Raw genomic sequence first — 19,527 nt, 5'->3', positions numbered from 1 at the left:
TATTTACATACCACTCTTTTAGCTGTTAGCCACTCGTGACAGTAACCTCTGGTACGCTCCTGGTACATTTAAATTCCACTATAGTGGATTATTTTCTCTTCTTAGTATAAAGCATCCTATACTGGTTTTACAACGTAGAACGTGAAAGGATGATTTCGATGAAAGAATATCAACAAAACAAAGGCTATCGTGCCTTAGTCAACGCCGCCTTACTCAGCGGCATCGGCATGAGTTTATTTAATATCGTGTTCGTGGTTTACGCCAGTACATTACCCTTTAATGCCCTTGCTGTTTCCTTAGCCTCCATGGCACTGCTGGTCCCTGATCTCTTACGGATCCTGACTGGCTATCTAGCCGATCGTACCAAAAACAAAGTGCAATGGATGATCAGCAGTCGACTATTACAAGGAGTCCTTTTTGTAGCACTCGCTTTTTTGATCCAACTGCCGCCTAGTTTATGGTCTTTCTTCCTTTTGCTAGGCATCAACATTGTATCTGATTGTTTGGGCGCTTATTGTTCTGGGTTGCAGCTGCCCTATGTTCGCCGTCTTGTGCCTGCTGACGCCTTAGACAGTGCCATGGGCTTTCAAATGGCGTGTCAAACCACCGTTCAAATCGTCTTTCAAGGGATCGGTGCTTGGGGGATCATTTTACTGAATAATAATTTTGCCGCTTTTGGTTTGATCAATGCCGTGACGTTTTTCTTAGCCGCCATCGTGATCTTCTGGAACCGCTCGCTCTTTTATGCGGTGCCAGGGAAAATCAATCAAGCACCAACACCACTCTTTCAGAATTTCTCGGAAACCTTTAAATTATTGACTGGTACAGCTTTTCTTAAAAAGATGATCCTCTTTGCCTTACTGATCAATACCTTAGCTGCTAGCACGAGCGGTCTACTAAATCTCCAGCTGTTGGATGACCTTGCGCTTTGGTTTGCCACTTATGGCAACACCGTTGCGATGGCAGGCATCGCCACTTCCATCGGCATGGTCGCCGGCGCCTTGTTTGCTGCCGACTGGTTCAAGAATACCGGTCTGGTTCGCTTGATTGCGTATACCTCTTTCGTTTTATGTCTATTGACCTTGAATTTTCTCTTCCTGCATAATCGTTGGCTCATGATTGTGCTGCTCTTTGCTGAAGGCTATTTGATTGGAAAAATCAATCCCCGCTTTTCGGCACATCTGATTCGTGAGATCGATGAAGAACATCTCGCCATCAGCAGCGGGATCTTTTCCACCATTGTGATGCTAGGGGGACCCGTCGGTCAAATGGTCTTTTTAGGCATCGGCAATCGCTACCACGTTGCTTGGAGCTGGCTGCTTTACTTGCTTTTCGCATTTTTGGTAGCCATCGCCGCCTTAGTCGCTGCCAGTACCTTAGAAAAAACACCCACCACTGCTGCGTCTAAAACCGCTGCGGAAAGGACTGAAGATTGGCAAGAAACTGCCCCTGTTTTGCCTGAGAAAAAATAAAAACACAAGCTTTCGCTTTCTCTTTTTGGACAAGAGCAGCGAAGCTTGTGTTTTTTCTTATTCATAGGCAACGTGAACCAAATACAATCCTTCTGGATGAGCTGTGGGTCCTGCCGCATTTCGGTCTTTTTGCGCAATGATCGCAGGAATACTGTCAGGTGCGAGTCGTCCATTGCCGATTTTCAACAATGTGCCCACCATGATTCGGATCATCTTGTACAAAAATCCATCGCCGCGAAAGCTGAAAATCAACTCATCTCCAGCGTCATTGACCGCCATGGACGCTTCATGGATCGTCCGCGTTTTGTCATCGACGGAACTGCCCGTCGCGCAAAAACTGGTAAAGTCATGGGTGCCTAAAAAATCTGGCAACGCTCGTTGGATTTTTTCCAAATCTAGCGGATACGGATAATAGCTGGCATAATGACGGCGGAAAGGACTGCGAGGTTTCCCAATGTCCACTCGAAACTGGTAGGTTTTTTCAACGACTAAGTAGCGGGCATGGAAGGTATCGTCAACGATCTCCACCGATTTTACCGCAACATCTTCTGGCGTTTGGGTATCTAAACCAAAGCGCATTTTTTCCAGTGGGCGCTTTTGAGGGAAATCGAAGTGGATCACTTGCCCCTGCGCATGGACCCCCGCATCGGTGCGTCCAGAGCCATGAATCTGAATCGGCTGACCATTGTTCATCTTCGTTAATGTCTTTTCAATCTCTTCTTGAACCGTTCGTCCATTGGGTTGACGCTGAAATCCTTGAAAATTCGTGCCATCATAAGCGATCGTCGCTTTATAGCGGACCATTGAATCACCTGTTTCTTTCTATTTTTTCAAAAAAAGCCTATGAGAAAAGTCTGATCGATCGACAGGCCTTTTCGAACCAGCCGCTGGGATCGCCAGCAGCCTCGTTGCTTCGTTAAGAACCTTTCGTGGGTTGACTTCAATCATAGGTCTTCGATTATCCTCTTAAGAACACTAACGCTACTGTAAAGAGCGCAAAAACGATGACAACCAATGTGTCCCGTTGATGCCAGTGCAAAATCCGATACTTCGTACGCCCTTCGCCGCCTTGATAGCCTCTGGCTTCCATAGCGGTAGCTAGATCTTCCGCACGGTTAAAGCTGCTGACAAATAAAGGAATCAATAAAGGAACGATCGCCTTCATCTTCTGCAACAGTCCCCCTTCGCCGAAATCGACCCCGCGGGCACGCTGAGCATTCATAATTTTTTCTGTTTCATCCATCAAGGTTGGCACAAAGCGCAACGCGATCGACAGCATCAGTGAGATTTCATGGACAGGGAAACGGATCGCTTTTAAAGGACGCAAAATGTATTCGATCGCATCTGAAAGCTCTAATGGAGGCGTCGTTAACGTCAACAAGGTCGACATGAAAATGATCAAAACAAAACGGCAAAAAATAAAAATCCCGTTTTGGACACCAAATTCTGTGATGTTAAAGATCCACCAAGACCAGTAGACGTCGCCGCCGGTAGTAAACAAAATCTGTAACGCCACGGTAAACAAAATCAGCCAAATCAAAGGTCGCACGCCTCGAATAAAGAAGCCAAAATCGATTTTTGAAAAGGAGATACAAAAGAGCGTAAAAGCACCCGCTAATAAATAGCTTTGCCAATTATTCGCCAAAAAGATAATCGCGATAAAATAAAAACTAGCAATCAATTTGACTCGTGGATCTAAACGGTGGATCAAGGAGTCCCCAGGAATAAAACGACCGAAAATCAGTTTATTCATCATGGGCAGTCGCCCCCTTTGCTACTAAAACATCTGCCAGCTCATCAGCTGTTAGCGGCAACTGCTCAAATGCCAATCCTCTGGCTTGTAGTTGCTCCGCAAATGCGGTTGCTGTCGGCACCCCCAACTGCTTTTCTTGCAGCCAGGCAGTGTCTTGAAACACAACAGACGGCGTGCCTGCTTTGACGAGACGGCCTTTTTCTAACACATAGACATAATCAGCATAGTTTGCCACATCATCCATCAAGTGGGTCACTAAAATGATCGTCATGTTCTTTTCCCGATGCAGGCGATCAAACATTTCCATCATCTCTTTGCGTCCTTGTGGATCTAAGCCAGCTGTCGGCTCGTCTAAGACCAAAACTTCTGGTTCCATAGCCAAGACCCCTGCAATCGCTACACGGCGCATTTGGCCCCCTGAAAGGTCAAATGGTGAACGTTCCAGAAAACTTTCATCTAAACCTACCAATTGAATGTATTCTTGGGCTAAACCTTTGGCTGCTTCTTCGGAGACCCCAAAGTTTTTCGGTCCAAAAGCGATATCTCTCGCAACGGTTTCTTCAAATAATTGGGATTCAGGAAATTGAAAAACGATCCCGACTTTTTTACGTAACGGTTTTAGATTTTTGTTATCTGTCTCGGGTTTGATGACTCGCTCACCGATCGTGACCGTGCCAGTCGTTGGTTTTAATAATGCATTCAAGTGCTGCAACAACGTAGATTTTCCGCTCCCTGTATGACCGACTAAGGCGGTATAAGAGCCTTCTTTGATCTCTAAATCGATATCGAACAAAACCCGCTGTTCAAACGGAGAATGCGGTTGGTAGGTGAATCCTACTTGTTCAAAACGGATGTCCATAGCCAATCCACCATCCCTTCTTCAGTTAAGTACGCTTGCGGTACCGTGACGCCCCGCTGTTTTAGTGCCGCCTTTAATTTTTCAGGAAATGGCAGATCTAAGCCTAGCTCAATCAGTTCTGGACCTGCAGAAAAAATCTCTGCGGGTGTCCCTTCGCGGACGAGCTCTCCTTGACGCATCACCAGCACCCGATTGGCATTGGCTGCTTCATCGATATCATGGGTGATCGATAACACGGTCAAATTGTTTTTCTCTTTGATTTTTTTGATTGTTGCGATCACTTCTTCACGGCCTTCTGGATCTAGCATACTAGTGGCTTCATCAAGAATGATGATATCTGGGCGCAATGCAACGACGCCAGCAATGGCTACCCGCTGTTTTTGACCACCAGAAAGACGCGCGGGTTCCCGGGTCGCAAACTCGCTCATCCGTACTTGTTCCAGAGCGTCTTTGACACGAACCAGCATTTCTTCACGTGGGATTCCTTGATTTTCCAAACCGAAAGCCACATCATCTTCCACCGTCGAACCAACGAATTGATTGTCAGGGTTTTGAAAGACCATACCGACCATTTTTCGAATATTCCAGATATTTTCTTCATTCAAAGGCAATTCGCCGACAGAAACACTGCCTTCTTGCGGCAAGATCAAGCCATTGATGGTTTTTGCTAAAGTTGATTTACCAGAGCCGTTATGGCCGATCAACGCCACCCACTCCCCTTTGTTGATGGAAAAGGATACGTTATTTAACGCGGCACGCTCTTCTTCGCTATAACGCACAGTAATAGCATTCAATTCAATGATTGGCTTCATGATAGACTCCTTCATTTGCGATTAATTCTTTCTAACACTACCAAAAAAGTGCACGTTTTTCAATGATTCACGCACGATTTGTCTCCAGATCTTTTTTTCACTTGCCATTACCTGTCTTGACAGGTAATCGAAAGTAAAAAAAAAGCACTTTATGATGAGTGCGTACACCTCGAAATACATCGAGGTGTAGGCGCTGAGCTAGACTCGGAAAGTTTCTTCCAACATCATAACACTCTTAGTAAACATCTATAAAGTGATGATAAGTGTGATTTTAAACAAGTTCTAGGATAACCATTGGTGCAGCATCTCCGCGTCTTGGTTCTGTTTTCAAGATACGAGTATATCCACCTTGGCGATCTGTGTAACGAGGAGCGATATCATTGAATAATTTTTGTAATGCTGATTCAATAACTACTTCTTCGTTTTCTTCACGTACACTTGCAACTTCATTACGAACGAATGCTGCTGCTTGACGACGTGCATGCAAATCACCACGTTTACCTAAAGTGATCATTTTTTCTGCAGTTGAACGAACTTCTTTCGCACGAGCTTCAGTCGTAACGATACGTTCGTTAATGAATAAATCAGTTGTCAAATCACGCAACATCGCTTTACGTTGGCTAGATGTGCGTCCTAGTTTACGATAACTCACGTGGTTTCCCTCCTTCACTTTCGAATGTTGTATCGGTCAGACGAACCGAACTAACGTAATCGAAAACGGTTTAATCGTCTTTACGTAGTCCTAAACCTAAATCATGTAATTTCACTTTGACCTCTTCAAGAGATTTACGGCCTAAGTTTCTTACTTTGATCATTTCTGGTTCAGATTTGTTTGTCAATTCTTGTACAGTATTGATTCCTGCACGTTTTAGACAGTTGTATGAACGAACAGATAAGTCTAATTCTTCGATCGTCATTTCCAACATTTTTTCTTTTTGTGTTTCTTCTTTCTCAACCATGATTTCAGCGTTTTTCGCTTCATCCGTTAGGTTAACAAAGATGTCTAAATGTTCAGTCATGATCTTCGCAGACAAACTCATTGCTTCCAATGGTTCGATTGAGCCATCAGTCCATATTTCCATCGTTAATTTGTCGAAATCATCCCGACGACCGACACGTGTGTTTTCTACTTGGTAGTTGACACGACGTACTGGTGTATAGATTGAATCGACTGGAAGAACGCCGATCGGCATGTCTTCTTTTTTGTTTTCGTCCGCTTGAACGTAGCCGCGGCCAGGTTTCACTGTTAAGCGAGCATGGAACGTAGCACCTTCAGAAACGGTACAGATATACATATCTTTGTTAAGGATTTCTACATCACTATCAACGATGATATCGCCAGCAGTTACTGTAGCAGGTCCTGAAATATCAATTTCAAGGGTCTTTTCTTCATCCCCGTACATTTTCAATGCAAGACCTTTAATATTCAAGATGATTTGAGCAACGTCTTCCCGAACACCCTTAACAGTTGAGAATTCGTGTAAAACTCCATCGATTTGAATATTGGTGATTGCCGCACCAGGTAAAGAAGATAATAAAATACGACGTAGGGAATTTCCTAGTGTAGTTCCGTAGCCTCTTTCAAGAGGTTCCACGATGAACTTGCCATAATCTTTGTCTTCATCAATCTTTGCGATTCTTGGTTTTTCGAATTCAATCATTCTTATCTATTACCCCTTTCAAAACGAAAAGTGTCTTGTTCAATGACGTATTTGTTACACTCAAAATGAGCAGCACTCATTAAACACGACGGCGTTTTGGAGGGCGGCATCCATTATGAGGGACTGGAGTCACGTCACGGATCGCACTCACTTCCAAACCTGCTGCTTGTAATGAACGAATTGCTGCTTCACGTCCAGAACCAGGTCCTTTAACTGTTACTTCAACAGTTCTTAATCCGTGTTCCATTGCTGCTTTGGTAGCTGTTTCTGCTGCCATTTGAGCGGCAAAAGGAGTAGATTTTTTGCTTCCTTTGAAACCTAATGAACCAGCTGATGACCATGCTAATGCATTACCATGAGTATCAGTGATCATTACGATTGTATTATTGAATGTTGAGTGAATATGTGCAATACCCGCTTCAATATTCTTTTTCACACGGCGTTTACGACTCACTTTTTTTGCTGCCATGAAGTTTTAACCTCCTTCACTTAGGAATTATTTTTTCTTGCCTGCGACTGTTTTAGACGGGCCTTTACGAGTACGTGCATTGTTTTTCGTGTTTTGTCCACGAACTGGCAATCCACGGCGATGACGGATTCCACGGTAAGAACCGATTTCCATCAATCGTTTGATGTTTAAGTTCACTTCACGACGAAGGTCACCTTCAACTTTTAATTTATCAACTTCCGCACGGATAGCATCTGTTTGTTCATTCGTTAAATCACGAACGCGAACTTCTTCAGACACGCCAGCGTCAGCTAAAATTTGTTTTGCAGTCGTGTTACCAATACCATAGATATAAGTAAGTGAAACGACCACACGTTTATCACGAGGAATATCTACTCCTGCAATACGAGCCATATTTGTTACACCTCCGATTATCCTTGACGTTGTTTATGTTTTGGATTTGCTGGGCAAATCACCATAACGCGTCCTTTACGACGAATTACTTTACAATGTTCGCACATTGGTTTTACTGATGGTCTTACTTTCATGATAATACCTCCTGTGGTTTTACGGAGTACAATTATTTAAAGCGATAAGTAATGCGGCCACGGTTCAGATCATACGGGGATAATTCCACCGTCACTTTGTCTCCAGGTAAAATACGAATGTAGTGCATCCGGATCTTACCAGAAACGGTCGCTAGAACTTGGTGTCCGTTTTCCAATTCTACTTTAAACATTGCATTCGGCAAAGTTTCGACGACTGTACCTTCGACTTCAATCATATCTTCTTTTGCCACGCACAGTACCTCCTTGTACTTGTGATTTTCACACGATAAAATGGCGGAAACTCGGTTCCCACCTGATATTCTCAAACTATGCTCCTACTTAATAAAAAGTAGAAGTCGGACTGACATATTCTATCATATCCTGTCAAAGATTTCAAGAGAAAGTTTTAAGCTGCAAGTTGGACTCGGGCAATCTATGATTAGTCAATGATCTTTTGAACATCTTCGAATACAGCGTCGATGTCGCGATCCCCATCAATCGATTGCAATAACCCTTTGTCTTTGTAATAAGTCAAAATTGGTTCACTGCTTTTGATATTGACAGCTAGACGATTTTTGACCGTCTCAGGCTTATCATCTTCACGTTGGTAGAAGTCATGACTTCCACAACGATCACATGTTCCTTCCTCTTTTGGAGGATTGAACAATTTATGATAAGTTGCCCCACAATTGCGGCACATGAAGCGGCCGGCTAAACGTTCTACAAGAACTTCTTCAGGAACATGAATATCAATAACGGCATCAAGTTTTTTGTTAAGGTCAGCTAGCATCTCATCTAACGCTTTTGCTTGATCCAATGTACGAGGAAAACCATCTAATAAGAAACCTTTCTCGGTATCAGGTTCAGCTAAACGTTCTTTAACGATCCCATTTGTAACCTCATCAGGAACTAATGCGCCTTGATCCATGTATGATTTTGCTTTAAGGCCTAGTTCTGTTTCGTTCGCCATCGCAGCCCGAAACATATCGCCTGTTGAAATATGAGGAAGACCGTATTCAGCAACGATACGTTCTGCCTGAGTACCTTTTCCAGCACCAGGTAATCCCATTAAAATGAAGTTCATTCTAATTCCTCCTGTAAGTTTTTGAATAGTGTTGAGGAAATCCTCAACACTTCAATAACTTTAATTGATGAAACCAGTATATTTCCGTTTCAGCATAAGCCCTTCTAACTGCTTGGCAGTATCAAGTGCCACACCGATAATGATCAATAGACTCGTTCCACCTAGACCGATCGATTGCGGTAGATTCCAAGCCATCTGAGCGATGATTGGAAGTAAAGCAACCAATCCTAAAAAGATCGATCCAACCGTGCTTAATCGCATCAACAAACGTGATACATATTCTTCGGTTCCTTTACCAGGACGCACACTCGGAATGTAACTTCCTTGTTTTTGCAAGTTTTCCGCTAATTTCTCAGGGTTCACTTGAACAAATGCGTAGAAGAAAGTAAACGCAACGATCAAGACAGTATAGATGATCGCACCCGGTACAGTGTTGTAACTAAAGATCGTTTGCACCACTTCGTACCAAGTTTCTCCTCTATATGAACTACCTAATGCTTGAATGATCGCATTTGGTGTTGTAATAAAAGAACTGGCAAAGATAACTGGGATAACCCCGGCAGCATTTACTTTCAAAGGAAGGTAACTGCTGGTAGGCGCTCCTGCTACCCGTTTTGTATATTGGATCGGAATCTTGCGTTCTGCTTGTTGAACATACGTTACTAAAGTAATGACGATCAACACAGCGATCACAAGCAGCGCCATAAAGATAGCATTTAGCCAGATATCCGATTGATCCACGTTAATGAAGTAATCTTCAATCAATTCTTTGATGCTTGCTGGTAAGCGTGAAATGATCCCTGCAAAGATGATCATTGACACACCGTTTCCGATACCACGCTCGGTGATCTGCTCTCCTAACCAAGTGACTAACATCGTTCCGGCTGTTAAAATCAGACCGATCACGATATAGGTTGCCATATTAGGATTGTTTACAAACCCGAGTTGAGTGTAATAGTTAAATCCAGCCGTTAATGTCATGGATTGGACAAAGCCCAATACCAACGTCAAGTAACGTGTTGCCTGATTTAGTTTCTTACGACCCACTTCACCTTGCTTCGACCATTCAACAAATTTAGGGACGATATCCATCTGCAACAACTGAATAACAATTGAGGCAGTGATGTAAGGCGAAACCCCCATCGAGAAAATCGAAAATTGTTGCATGGCGCCACCACTTACCAAGTTTAACATGTTTAAAAATGGTAGATCCGCGATGGTATTTAGGCGACTTGCGTCTACGCCTGGCACAGTAATATGTGTTCCCAGACGAAAGACAAACAAGATTAAGACGGTGAACAACATTCTGGATCTAATATCCTTAACCTTAAAGGCATCCTTCAATAGTCTGATCATTAGATCACCTCGATTGATCCACCAGCAGCAACGATTGCTTCTTCAGCTGCTTTTGAGAATTTAGCTGCTTTCACAGTCAATTTCTTCGTTAATTCTCCGTTAGCTAATACTTTGATTCCAGCTTTTTCGTCTTTGACGATTCCAGCTTCGTGTAAAGCAACAGGTGTTACTTCAGCACCGTCTTCAAAGCGGTTCAAGACATCAAGATTGATGACTGCATATTCTTTGCGGTTCACATTTGTAAAGCCACGTTTTGGTAAACGACGGAACAATGGTGTTTGTCCACCTTCGAATCCTAGACGTACTCCGCCGCCTGAACGAGCTTTTTGACCTTTTTGTCCACGTCCAGCTGTTTTACCGTTACCAGATGAAGTTCCTCGACCGACACGGTTACGTACTTGGCGTGAGCCTTCTGATGGTTTTAATTCATGAAGTTTCATAGGTTTGGCACCTCCTTAATCAAACTAGATCTGCTGATCCTTAGACCTCTTCAACGTCCACTAAGTGAGAAACAGTGTTAACCATGCCTTTGATTGCATCATTAGCAGGTTTTACAACTGTTGAATTCAACTTTGTAAGACCTAACGCTTTTACAGTATCACGTTGGTTTTGGGGACGTCCGATAATACTGCGTTTTAAAGTAATTTTCAATTCAGCCATTATAGTGTCCTCCTTAACCGATTAATTCTTCTACTGATTTGCCGCGAAGTGCTGCCACTTCTTCAGCGCGTTTTAATTGTTTTAAACCTTCAACTGTTGCGCGAACAACGTTGATTGGTGTGTTAGAACCTAAAGATTTAGATGTGATATCAGCTACCCCAGCTAATTCCAATACGGCACGAACTGGTCCACCAGCAGCTACCCCAGAACCTTCTACAGCAGGTTTCATAAGGATGCGTCCGCCGCCGAATACACCGATAACTTCGTGAGGGATTGTAGAACCAACCATTGGTACTTCCACCAAGTTTTTCTTCGCGTCTTCGATTGCTTTACGGATTGCTTCTGGTACTTCTTGTGCTTTACCAGTACCGAAACCTACGTGTCCGTTTTTGTCACCGACAACAACTAATGCAGCAAAACGTAGACGACGTCCACCTTTAACAACTTTAGTTACACGGTTGATCGCAACAACGCGGTCTTCTAATTCCAAATGTTTTGGATCAATATAAACCATGAATGGTGTTCCTCCTTCTCTTAAAATTCCAGTCCATTTTCGCGAGCTGCTTCAGCTAAAGCTGCTACACGGCCATGGTAAAGGTATCCACCACGGTCAAAGACTACTACTTTAATACCTTTTGCTGCTGCACGTTCTGCGACTAATTTACCGACAGCTTGTGCTTGTTCAGTTTTTGTTGCACCTGAAACTTCTTTGTCTAAGGCAGAGGCACTTGCTAGCGTCACACCCGCTACGTCATCAATTACTTGTGCGTAGATGTTTTTGTTCGAACGGAACACGTTTAAGCGTGGGCACTCAGCAGTACCAGAGATTTTGTTACGTACACGACGATGTCTTTTCTGACGTGTCTTGTTTTTATCTGGTTTTGTAATCACAATTTGTCACCTCTTTTAATTTTGCTAGCCTAAGCTGCTAGTCGTAAAGAATTACGACTATTTACCAGTTTTACCTTCTTTACGGCGTACAAATTCGCCAACATAACGAATTCCTTTGCCTTTATAAGGTTCTGGAGGACGAACGCCACGGATATTGGCAGCCAATTCGCCAACGACTTCTTTATCTGATCCTTTAACGATCACAGAAGTGTTTGAAGGAACTTCGATTTCGATTCCAGCTGGCGCTTCGATTTCAACTGGATGAGAGTAACCAACGTTCAATACAAGTTTTTTCCCTTGTAATTGAGCACGGTACCCAACCCCGATTAATTCTAACGCTTTTTGGAAACCTTCAGAAACACCAACAACCATGTTGTTGAAGTTTGCACGGGTAGTTCCGTGGATAGTTTTCATTTCTTTACTATCATTTGGACGAGTGAATGTTACTTCGTTTCCTTCGATATTCATTGTGATATCAGAAGAGAAAGTACGTGTTAATTCACCTTTAGGTCCTTTAACTGTAATGTCGTTTCCGTTTTGCTTGATTTCAACACCAGCAGGAAGAACGACGATCTTATTACCGATACGACTCACTTAGAGGCACCTCCTTGTGGAATATTTTAAATTACCATACATAAGCGACTACTTCGCCGCCAACATTTTTTGCTCTAGCTTCTTTGTCAGTGATTACACCGTCAGAAGTTGAGATAATCGCGATTCCTAGACCATTCAATACTTTTGGTACTTCGTCAGCTTTGACATAAGCACGCAAGCCTGGTTTAGAGATACGTTTTAAGTTTGTGATAACACGTTCACCGTTTTTACCGTATTTAAGAAATACGCGGATCACGCCTTGTTTGTCATCTTCAATGTATTCAACATCGCGGACGAAACCTTCACGTTTCAAGATTTCAGCGATATCACGTTTGATTTTTGAAGCAGGTACTTCTAGGCTTTCGTGTTTAACCATGTTTGCGTTACGCACGCGCGTTAGAAAATCTGCAATTGGATCTGTCATGACCATGGGATAATTTACCTCCTTTATGCGAGTATAGTTTACCAGCTAGCTTTCTTCACGCCGGGAATTTGTCCTTTATAGGCAAGTTCGCGGAAGCAAATACGGCAAAGATGAAATTTACGATAAACTGAATGTGGACGTCCGCAACGTTCACAACGAGTGTATTCTTGCGTTGAGAATTTAGCAGGGCGTTTGTTTTTAGCAATCATTGATTTTTTAGCCACGTAGTTCGCCTCCTTTTTTTATTTTTGGAATGGCATGCCTAATTGTGTCAACAATTCACGAGATTCTTCATCTGTGTTTGCTGTTGTTACAATCACGATATCCATACCACGTACTTTGTCGATCAAATCATAATCTACTTCAGGGAAAATCAATTGTTCTTTGATACCTAAAGTGTAGTTTCCGCGTCCGTCGAACGCTTTTTTGCTCACACCGTGGAAGTCACGGACACGTGGCAATGACACACTTACTAGTTTATCTAAGAATTCATACATTCTTTCGCCGCGTAGTGTTACTTTCGCACCGATTGGCATTCCTTCACGTAAACGGAATCCTGCGATAGATTTTTTCGCTTTTGTGATCAATGGTTTTTGACCTGAGATCAATTGTAATTCTTCAACAGCTTTGTCTAAGTTTTTAGCATTAGAAACAGCGTCACCGACACCCATGTTGATAACGATTTTATCAACTTTTGGTGCTTCCATGATTGAGCTGTAGTTAAATTTGTCCATTAATGATGGGACAACTTCTTTTGAATATTTTTCTTTAAGGCGGTTCATCTGTTAGCCCCTCCTTCCTTCATCAGATTATTTATCAAGAACTTCTCCGGTTTTCTTAGAAACGCGGACTTTTTTGCCGTCAACTTCTTTGTAACCGACACGCGTAGCTTCACCGTTCGATGGATCAACCACCATCACGTTAGAAACATGAATTGGTGCTTCCATTTCAACGATTCCGCCTTGAGGAGCAGTTTGAGAAGGTTTTTGGTGTTTTTTGACAACATTGACACCTTCAACAACGACTTTGTCTTTTTTAGGAAACGCTGCTAGCACAACGCCTTCTTTGTTTTTGTCTTTACCAGTGATAACTTTAACTTTATCGCCTTTTTTAACAAACATGTTTGTTTCGCACCTCCTTTAGATAAGAATCACTATTACAATACTTCTGGTGCTAGGGAAACGATCTTCATAAAGTTGCCTTCACGCAATTCGCGGGCAACTGGGCCAAAGATACGAGTTCCACGAGGGCTCTTATCGTCACGGATAATAACCGCAGCATTTTCATCGAATTTGATGTATGAACCGTCTGTACGACGAGCTCCTGATTTAGTACGAACGATAACGGCTTTAACGACGTCACCTTTTTTGACAACCCCACCTGGCGTTGCTTGTTTAACCGTAGCAACAATCACGTCACCAATATTGGCAGTTTTACGACCAGATCCGCCAAGGACTTTGATCGTTAGAATTTCACGGGCACCTGAGTTGTCCGCCACTCTTAATCGGCTTTCTGCTTGGATCACGATGTGTATCCTCCTTTCAGATTTTGCAATTCACAATCTATATAGGAAAATCTCGTGTGATTAGATAATCACTGCCTTTTCAACAATCTCTACTAGACGGAAACGTTTCGTAGCTGATAATGGACGAGTTTCCATAATTTTCACGATATCGCCAACTTTTGCTTCGTTGTTTTCATCGTGTGCTTTGTATTTCTTAGAATAGTTCAGACGTTTGCCGTAGATAGGGTGGTTTTTCTTTGTTTCAACGACAACAGTGATAGTTTTATCCATTTTGTCTGATACCACGCGACCTTGGTAAACTTTGCGTTGATTTCTTTCTTCAGTCATACGCTAAATGGCCTCCTTCCACTATTACTTAGCTTGTTCACGCAATACTGTTTTAATGCGTGCAATCGATTTACGTACTTCTTTGATACGTGCAGTGTTTTCTAATTGACCTGTTGCTAATTGGAATCTAAGATTGAACAATTCTTCTTTCAATTGTTTTTCTTGATCTAGCATTTCGGCAGTGGTTAATTCTCTGATTTCTTTAACCTTCATTCGATTCACCACCCATTTCCTCACGTTTTACGATCTTCGTTTTCACTGGTAATTTGTGAGAAGCAAGACGTAGCGCTTCGCGCGCAACTTCTTCAGGTACACCGGCAATTTCAAACATGATTTTACCACGTTTAACTGGTGATACCCATCCTTCAGGAGCCCCTTTACCAGAACCCATACGTACCCCGATAGCTTTGGCAGTATAAGATTTGTGAGGGAAAATTTTGATCCATACTTTCCCGCCACGTTTCATATAACGAGTCATTGCGATACGGGCAGCTTCGATTTGACGGTTTGTGATCCAGTGTGATTCAACAGCTTGTAAGCCGTATTCACCGAATGCTACTTCTTTTCCGCCTTTCGCTTCGCCACGCATTTTTCCGCGGAACTCACGACGGTGTTTTACACGTTTAGGTACTAACATGTTTATTTCCCTCCTTTCTCAGTGTTCTTTTTAGTTGGAAGAACTTCTCCACGATAAATCCACACTTTAACTCCTAGTTTTCCGTATGTTGTATCTGCTTCTTCCCATGCGTAATCAATGTCCGCACGTAATGTATGAAGTGGAACGGTTCCTTCTGAGTAACCTTCTGAACGAGCGATATCTGCACCATTTAGACGGCCAGAAACTTGTGTTTTGATTCCTTTAGCGCCAGAACGCATTGTGCGTTGGATCGCTTGTTTTTGAGCACGACGGAAAGCAACACGGTTTTCTAATTGACGTGCGATTCCTTCGCCTACTAATTTAGCATCTAAATCTGGTTTTTTGATTTCAACGATGTTGATGTGAACTCGTTTGCCAGTTAGGCTATTTAATTCTTTTCTTAGGTTTTCGACTTCAGATCCGCCTTTACCGATAACCATACCTGGTTTAGCTGTGTGGATTGAAATATTCACGCGGTTTGCTGCACGCTCGATCTCAACTGTAGACACAGCGGCATCAGCAAGTTTAGATGCGATAAATTTACGGATTTTCAAATCTTCATGTAGAAATTCAGCATACTCTTTTTCAGCATACCATTTAGCATCCCAGTCACGGATGATGCCTACACGCATTCCAATTGGATGTACTTTTTGACCCACTGATTGTCCCTCCTTATTTTTCTGATACGACTACAGTAATATGACTTGTACGTTTGTTGATCGGTGAAGCTGAACCTTTCGCACGTGGACGGAAACGTTTCATCGTTGGTCCTTCGTTTACGAATGCTTCAGAAACAATCAAGTTTTCAACATCTAAGTCAAAATTATTTTCTGCATTGGCAATAGCTGACATCAAGACTTTCTCGATGATTCCAGCTGCTTTGTTTGGTGTGAACTTTAAGATCGCGATTGCTTCAGCAACGCTTTTCCCTCTGATTAAGTCAATAACTAGACGAGATTTACGAGGAGAAACGCGGACTGTTTTAGCAGTTGCTTTCGCTGATGTGATTTGTTCTGCCATTTTTGGATATCCTCCCCTCAAAATTAGCGTCTTGTTTTCTTATCATCGGCAGCATGTCCGCGATAAGTTCTTGTTGGTGCAAATTCACCTAATTTGTGTCCTACCATGTCTTCTTGGATGTAAACTGGTACATGTTTCCGTCCATCATACACAGCAATTGTAAATCCGATAAAATTAGGGAAAATTGTAGAACGACGTGACCAAGTTTTGATCACTTTTTTCTTTTCAGCGCCTTCTTGTGCTTCGACCTTTTTCATCAAATGGTCATCGACAAAAGGTCCTTTTTTCAAACTACGACCCATGGTGTACCTCCTCTCAAAATGTGCGACACACGGTCAAGTATATTACTTAGTTTTACGACGACGAACGATAAGTTTGTCTGATTTTGCTTTTTTGTTACGTGTTTTGTAACCAAGTGCAGGTTGTCCCCAAGGAGAAACTGGTGCTTTACGTCCGATTGGTGCTTTACCTTCACCACCACCGTGTGGGTGATCATTAGGGTTCATTACGCTACCACGTACAGTTGGGCGTTTGCGCATCCAACGAGAACGACCGGCTTTACCGATGTTGATCAATTCGTGTTGTTCATTACCAACAGAACCGATTGTTGCACGACATGATGCTAAGATCATCCGTACTTCACCAGAGTTCAAGCGGATCAATACGTATTTGCCTTCTTTACCAAGTACTTGAGCACTTGTTCCAGCTGAACGAATCAATTGTCCACCTTTACCAGGTTTCATTTCGATGTTGTGGATAACAGTACCGACTGGAATGTTTTCTAGTGGTAATGCATTCCCTACTTTAATATCTGCATCTGGACCAGAAACGACAGTCATGCCAACTTCTAATCCTTTAGGTGCTAAGATGTATGCTTTTACTCCATCCTCGTAATGTACTAACGCAATGTTAGCAGAACGGTTTGGATCATATTCAATCGTTTTAACCGTAGCAACGACGTTGTCTTTGTTACGTTTGAAATCGATCAAACGGTATTGACGTTTGTGACCGCCACCTTGATGACGAACCGTGATACGTCCGTTGTTGTTACGACCAGCATTGTTTTTCAAAGGAGCTAACAATGTTTTTTCTGGTGTTGAAGTTGTGATTTCAGCGAAATCAGAACTTGTCATATTACGACGGCCGTTCGTGGTAGGTTTGTACTTTTTAATCGCCACGTCTTTTTCCCTCCCATGTAAAGTTTATGCGTGAGTTGCTTATTCAGCAGCTTCGAAAATTTGGATTTCTTTAGAATCTTCAGTTAAAGTCACAACAGCTTTGCGACGTTTTTTTGTATATCCTGCATATTTACCCATGCGTTTGAATTTCGGACGAACGTTGATGATGTTCACGTTTGCCACTTTCACTCCGTCAAAGGCAGCTTCTACAGCTTGTTTTACTAAAGTTTTGTTAGCTTTTGTGTCCACTTCAAAAGTGTATTTCTTGTCATCCATGGCAAGCATTGATTTTTCAGTGATCACTGGGCGTTTAATAACGTCTAGTAAGTTCATTATGCAAGCACCTCCTCGATCTGAGTAAGAGCAGTTTGTGTCACTAACATTTTGTCGTTAGAAACGATGTCTAAAACACTAACGTTATCAGCAGTAACTACAGAAACTTTTGGCAAGTTGCGCGCAGATAAAGCGGCAAAGTCGTTTTCAGATTCTAAAACTACCAATACTTTAGAGTCAATTGTCAAGTTAGCTAAAACTTGTTTGAATTCTTTTGTTTTTGGAGCATCAAAGCTTAATCCCTCTACTGCTACCAAGTTATTTGAAGCAACTTTTTCTGACAATACAGATTTCATTGCTAAGCGACGAACTTTTTTAGGAAGTTTGTAGCTGTATGAACGTGGTGTTGGTCCGAAGACTACGCCACCTCCACGCCATTGTGGTGAACGGATTGAACCTTGACGGGCACGTCCAGTTCCTTTTTGGCGCCATGGTTTACGGCCACCGCCACGAACGGCACTGCGGTTTTTCACAGCGTGTGTTCCTTGTCTTAATGAAGCGCGTTGCATGATGATTGCATCATAGACAACTGATTCATTTGGTTCGATTCCGAAGATTTCTTCGTTCAATGTAATTTCGCCATTTTGGCTTCCATCTTGTTTGAATAATGCTACATTCGGCATTCCTTAGTTCCTCCTTTCTTCCTATCTACTTATTTAGCTTTCACAGCTGATTTGATTGTAATCAATGATTTTTTCGCGCCAGGTACATTACCTTTGATCAAGATAACGTTGCGTTCTGCGTCTACGCGTACGATTTCCAAGTTTTGGATCGTGATGCGATTTCCGCCCATACGTCCAGCAAGACGTTTGTTTTTGAATACACGGTTAGGTGCAACTGGACCCATTGATCCAGGACGACGGTGGTAACGAGAACCGTGAGCCATTGGTCCGCGGCTTTGTCCGTGACGTTTGATAACGCCTTGGAATCCTTTACCTTTCGAAGTGCCGGTTACATCGATGATGTCTCCTGCTTCAAAAATATCAACTTTGATTTCTGATCCTACTTCTAAGCCCTCTAGCTCTACATTCTTGAATTCGCGAATGAAGCGCTTAGGAGCCGTGTTTGCTTTTGCAACATGACCTTTCGCAGGTTTGTTAGACAAAACTTCACGCATATCTTGGTAGCCGACTTGAATTGCTTCGTAGCCGTCATTTTCGATTGTTTTCACTTGTAGCACTACGTTTGGTGTAGCTTCTACTACAGTTACTGGAATCAATTCGCCAGATTCAGTGAAGATTTGAGTCATTCCCACTTTTTTCCCTAAGATTCCTTTGGTCATGATTACACCTCCATCTTAATTATTATAGTTTGATTTCGATATTAACACCGCTTGGCAAGTCTAGCTTCATTAAAGCATCAACAGTTTTTGGTGTTGGATTCACAATGTCGATTAGACGTTTGTGTGTACGCATTTCGAATTGTTCGCGTGAATCTTTGTATTTGTGCGTCGCACGGATGATCGTGTACAAGCTGCGTTCAGTTGGTAATGGAATTGGACCAGATACGCCAGCTCCAGTTCTCTTTGCAGTTTCTACGATTTTATCCGCTGATTGATCTAAAATACGATGTTCATACGCTTTTAAACGGATACGAATTTTTTGTTTTGCCATTGTTTTCCCTCCTTCGCCTATTTTGAAAAGTAGACATAGCTCCACGAAAATTTTCCGTCACGCTCGTCCATGGCAAAGCGTCCGGGCGTGTCGCAACCTCTCGTTTCGTAGCCGGCAGAAAATTTCTTTGCTGCCAGTGTGACTTACGTATTTACGTAAACAGCACCTTTATGATTATATTACGGATAAACATTGATTGCAAGCTTTTTTTATGGAAAAACCGGGATTCTTTTGCATTTCTTTCAGAAAATTTCTTTTGGTTTCGTAACACAAAAAAAGAAGCGTTGACCGCTTCTTTTAAGCACTTCTTCATTTCCTATTTATTATAGAAG

34 protein-coding genes are annotated in these 19,527 nt (G+C 42.5%); 1 reads left to right on the top strand and 33 read right to left on the bottom strand.

The features are described from left to right. The first annotated feature begins 158 nt into the window (after positions 1–158). Positions 159–1,472: an MFS transporter gene (locus tag IGI73_RS01395; protein ID WP_142973162.1), complete on the top strand. Its 1,314-nt coding sequence runs from the start codon at positions 159–161 to the stop codon at positions 1,470–1,472. A 57-nt stretch (positions 1,473–1,529) separates the two neighbouring features. Here the strand turns inward: IGI73_RS01395 and truA are convergent, their stop codons facing one another. The 33 genes from truA to rpsJ form a co-directional block, all read right to left on the bottom strand. Continuing rightward, on the bottom strand, positions 1,530–2,276 hold the full coding sequence (gene truA / locus IGI73_RS01390; protein ID WP_428206919.1) for a tRNA pseudouridine(38-40) synthase TruA: 747 nt from the start codon (positions 2,274–2,276) through the stop codon (positions 1,530–1,532). A 154-nt stretch (positions 2,277–2,430) separates the two neighbouring features. Beyond that, positions 2,431–3,228 (bottom strand): energy-coupling factor transporter transmembrane component T family protein, encoded by a 798-nt coding sequence (locus tag IGI73_RS01385; protein ID WP_005227113.1) that lies wholly within the window; start codon positions 3,226–3,228, stop codon positions 2,431–2,433. Continuing rightward, positions 3,218–4,084 (bottom strand): energy-coupling factor ABC transporter ATP-binding protein, encoded by an 867-nt coding sequence (locus IGI73_RS01380; RefSeq protein WP_005232516.1) that lies wholly within the window; start codon positions 4,082–4,084, stop codon positions 3,218–3,220. The genes IGI73_RS01385 and IGI73_RS01380 overlap by 11 nt, the downstream gene beginning before the upstream one ends. Further along, entirely contained in the window at positions 4,060–4,896 is an 837-nt protein-coding gene (locus IGI73_RS01375; RefSeq protein WP_005227109.1) for an energy-coupling factor ABC transporter ATP-binding protein, read from the bottom strand. Before IGI73_RS01375 ends, IGI73_RS01380 begins: the two co-directional genes overlap by 25 nt. A 271-nt stretch (positions 4,897–5,167) precedes the next feature. After that, positions 5,168–5,548: a 50S ribosomal protein L17 gene (gene rplQ, locus IGI73_RS01370; RefSeq protein ID WP_003128038.1), complete on the bottom strand. Its 381-nt coding sequence runs from the start codon at positions 5,546–5,548 to the stop codon at positions 5,168–5,170. Positions 5,549–5,618: 70 nt separating this feature from the next. Continuing rightward, positions 5,619–6,557: a DNA-directed RNA polymerase subunit alpha gene (locus IGI73_RS01365; protein WP_008376367.1), complete on the bottom strand. Its 939-nt coding sequence runs from the start codon at positions 6,555–6,557 to the stop codon at positions 5,619–5,621. A 79-nt stretch (positions 6,558–6,636) separates the two neighbouring features. Beyond that, complete coding sequence (gene rpsK / locus IGI73_RS01360) at positions 6,637–7,026, bottom strand: 30S ribosomal protein S11 (protein ID WP_005227104.1); 390 nt, start codon at positions 7,024–7,026, stop codon at positions 6,637–6,639. A gap of 27 nt (positions 7,027–7,053) precedes the next feature. Beyond that, positions 7,054–7,419: a 30S ribosomal protein S13 gene (gene rpsM, locus IGI73_RS01355; protein WP_005227102.1), complete on the bottom strand. Its 366-nt coding sequence runs from the start codon at positions 7,417–7,419 to the stop codon at positions 7,054–7,056. Positions 7,420–7,436: 17 nt separating this feature from the next. Then, positions 7,437–7,553: a 50S ribosomal protein L36 gene (gene rpmJ / locus IGI73_RS01350; RefSeq protein WP_002288710.1), complete on the bottom strand. Its 117-nt coding sequence runs from the start codon at positions 7,551–7,553 to the stop codon at positions 7,437–7,439. A 32-nt stretch (positions 7,554–7,585) separates the two neighbouring features. Then, complete coding sequence (infA, locus tag IGI73_RS01345) at positions 7,586–7,804, bottom strand: translation initiation factor IF-1 (protein WP_002288695.1); 219 nt, start codon at positions 7,802–7,804, stop codon at positions 7,586–7,588. A gap of 188 nt (positions 7,805–7,992) precedes the next feature. Next, positions 7,993–8,637, bottom strand: a complete 645-nt coding sequence (locus IGI73_RS01340; protein WP_005227100.1) for an adenylate kinase — start codon at positions 8,635–8,637, stop codon at positions 7,993–7,995. 60 nt (positions 8,638–8,697) lie between these two features. Beyond that, entirely contained in the window at positions 8,698–9,993 is a 1,296-nt protein-coding gene (gene secY, locus IGI73_RS01335; protein ID WP_428206920.1) for a preprotein translocase subunit SecY, read from the bottom strand. Beyond that, positions 9,993–10,433: a 50S ribosomal protein L15 gene (gene rplO, locus IGI73_RS01330; protein WP_003128016.1), complete on the bottom strand. Its 441-nt coding sequence runs from the start codon at positions 10,431–10,433 to the stop codon at positions 9,993–9,995. Before rplO ends, secY begins: the two co-directional genes overlap by 1 nt. Positions 10,434–10,473: 40 nt before the next feature. Continuing rightward, complete coding sequence (gene rpmD / locus IGI73_RS01325) at positions 10,474–10,653, bottom strand: 50S ribosomal protein L30 (protein WP_003128015.1); 180 nt, start codon at positions 10,651–10,653, stop codon at positions 10,474–10,476. 13 nt (positions 10,654–10,666) lie between these two features. Continuing rightward, a complete protein-coding gene (rpsE, locus tag IGI73_RS01320; protein ID WP_003128014.1) occupies positions 10,667–11,167 on the bottom strand; it encodes a 30S ribosomal protein S5 in 501 nt (166 codons plus the stop codon). A gap of 20 nt (positions 11,168–11,187) precedes the next feature. After that, positions 11,188–11,544 (bottom strand): 50S ribosomal protein L18, encoded by a 357-nt coding sequence (rplR, locus tag IGI73_RS01315; RefSeq protein ID WP_005227097.1) that lies wholly within the window; start codon positions 11,542–11,544, stop codon positions 11,188–11,190. 57 nt (positions 11,545–11,601) lie between these two features. After that, entirely contained in the window at positions 11,602–12,138 is a 537-nt protein-coding gene (gene rplF / locus IGI73_RS01310) for a 50S ribosomal protein L6 (protein WP_005227095.1), read from the bottom strand. Positions 12,139–12,169: 31 nt separating this feature from the next. After that, a complete protein-coding gene (rpsH, locus tag IGI73_RS01305) occupies positions 12,170–12,568 on the bottom strand; it encodes a 30S ribosomal protein S8 (RefSeq protein ID WP_005227093.1) in 399 nt (132 codons plus the stop codon). A gap of 32 nt (positions 12,569–12,600) precedes the next feature. After that, positions 12,601–12,786 (bottom strand): type Z 30S ribosomal protein S14, encoded by a 186-nt coding sequence (locus tag IGI73_RS01300; protein ID WP_003128010.1) that lies wholly within the window; start codon positions 12,784–12,786, stop codon positions 12,601–12,603. Between the two features lie 18 nt (positions 12,787–12,804). Beyond that, positions 12,805–13,344: a 50S ribosomal protein L5 gene (gene rplE, locus IGI73_RS01295; RefSeq protein ID WP_005227088.1), complete on the bottom strand. Its 540-nt coding sequence runs from the start codon at positions 13,342–13,344 to the stop codon at positions 12,805–12,807. Between the two features lie 27 nt (positions 13,345–13,371). Then, the gene (gene rplX, locus IGI73_RS01290; RefSeq protein WP_003128007.1) at positions 13,372–13,683 is read right to left on the bottom strand and encodes a 50S ribosomal protein L24; all 312 of its coding nucleotides are present in this window, start codon (positions 13,681–13,683) and stop codon (positions 13,372–13,374) included. Positions 13,684–13,718: 35 nt separating this feature from the next. After that, positions 13,719–14,087, bottom strand: a complete 369-nt coding sequence (rplN, locus tag IGI73_RS01285; protein WP_003128006.1) for a 50S ribosomal protein L14 — start codon at positions 14,085–14,087, stop codon at positions 13,719–13,721. Between the two features lie 60 nt (positions 14,088–14,147). Next, positions 14,148–14,414 carry a 30S ribosomal protein S17 gene (gene rpsQ, locus IGI73_RS01280; protein WP_003128005.1) on the bottom strand — a complete coding sequence of 89 codons (267 nt, stop codon included), beginning with the start codon at positions 14,412–14,414 and terminating at the stop codon, positions 14,148–14,150. 24 nt (positions 14,415–14,438) lie between these two features. Further along, on the bottom strand, positions 14,439–14,627 hold the full coding sequence (gene rpmC / locus IGI73_RS01275; RefSeq protein WP_002288664.1) for a 50S ribosomal protein L29: 189 nt from the start codon (positions 14,625–14,627) through the stop codon (positions 14,439–14,441). Continuing rightward, positions 14,617–15,051, bottom strand: a complete 435-nt coding sequence (gene rplP, locus IGI73_RS01270; RefSeq protein ID WP_005226918.1) for a 50S ribosomal protein L16 — start codon at positions 15,049–15,051, stop codon at positions 14,617–14,619. The genes rpmC and rplP overlap by 11 nt, the downstream gene beginning before the upstream one ends. Positions 15,052–15,053: 2 nt before the next feature. Beyond that, positions 15,054–15,710, bottom strand: a complete 657-nt coding sequence (rpsC, locus tag IGI73_RS01265; RefSeq protein WP_005226916.1) for a 30S ribosomal protein S3 — start codon at positions 15,708–15,710, stop codon at positions 15,054–15,056. A gap of 13 nt (positions 15,711–15,723) precedes the next feature. Further along, positions 15,724–16,071, bottom strand: a complete 348-nt coding sequence (rplV, locus tag IGI73_RS01260) for a 50S ribosomal protein L22 (RefSeq protein ID WP_003127973.1) — start codon at positions 16,069–16,071, stop codon at positions 15,724–15,726. Positions 16,072–16,094: 23 nt separating this feature from the next. Further along, positions 16,095–16,373 (bottom strand): 30S ribosomal protein S19, encoded by a 279-nt coding sequence (rpsS, locus tag IGI73_RS01255; RefSeq protein WP_005226914.1) that lies wholly within the window; start codon positions 16,371–16,373, stop codon positions 16,095–16,097. 42 nt (positions 16,374–16,415) lie between these two features. Continuing rightward, entirely contained in the window at positions 16,416–17,249 is an 834-nt protein-coding gene (gene rplB / locus IGI73_RS01250; protein ID WP_005226912.1) for a 50S ribosomal protein L2, read from the bottom strand. A gap of 39 nt (positions 17,250–17,288) precedes the next feature. Then, positions 17,289–17,582: a 50S ribosomal protein L23 gene (locus tag IGI73_RS01245; RefSeq protein WP_005226911.1), complete on the bottom strand. Its 294-nt coding sequence runs from the start codon at positions 17,580–17,582 to the stop codon at positions 17,289–17,291. Further along, positions 17,582–18,205, bottom strand: a complete 624-nt coding sequence (rplD, locus tag IGI73_RS01240; RefSeq protein WP_428206923.1) for a 50S ribosomal protein L4 — start codon at positions 18,203–18,205, stop codon at positions 17,582–17,584. Before rplD ends, IGI73_RS01245 begins: the two co-directional genes overlap by 1 nt. Positions 18,206–18,234: 29 nt before the next feature. Beyond that, entirely contained in the window at positions 18,235–18,864 is a 630-nt protein-coding gene (rplC, locus tag IGI73_RS01235) for a 50S ribosomal protein L3 (RefSeq protein ID WP_003127967.1), read from the bottom strand. A 22-nt stretch (positions 18,865–18,886) separates the two neighbouring features. Next, on the bottom strand, positions 18,887–19,195 hold the full coding sequence (gene rpsJ / locus IGI73_RS01230; protein WP_003127966.1) for a 30S ribosomal protein S10: 309 nt from the start codon (positions 19,193–19,195) through the stop codon (positions 18,887–18,889). Positions 19,196–19,527: the final 332 nt, after the last annotated feature.

The organism is Enterococcus sp. DIV0755f (assembly GCF_051713725.1).
Classification (GTDB): Bacteria; Bacillota; Bacilli; order Lactobacillales; family Enterococcaceae; genus Enterococcus_D; species Enterococcus_D casseliflavus.
This window is presented reverse-complemented; position numbering and strand designations above follow the sequence as displayed.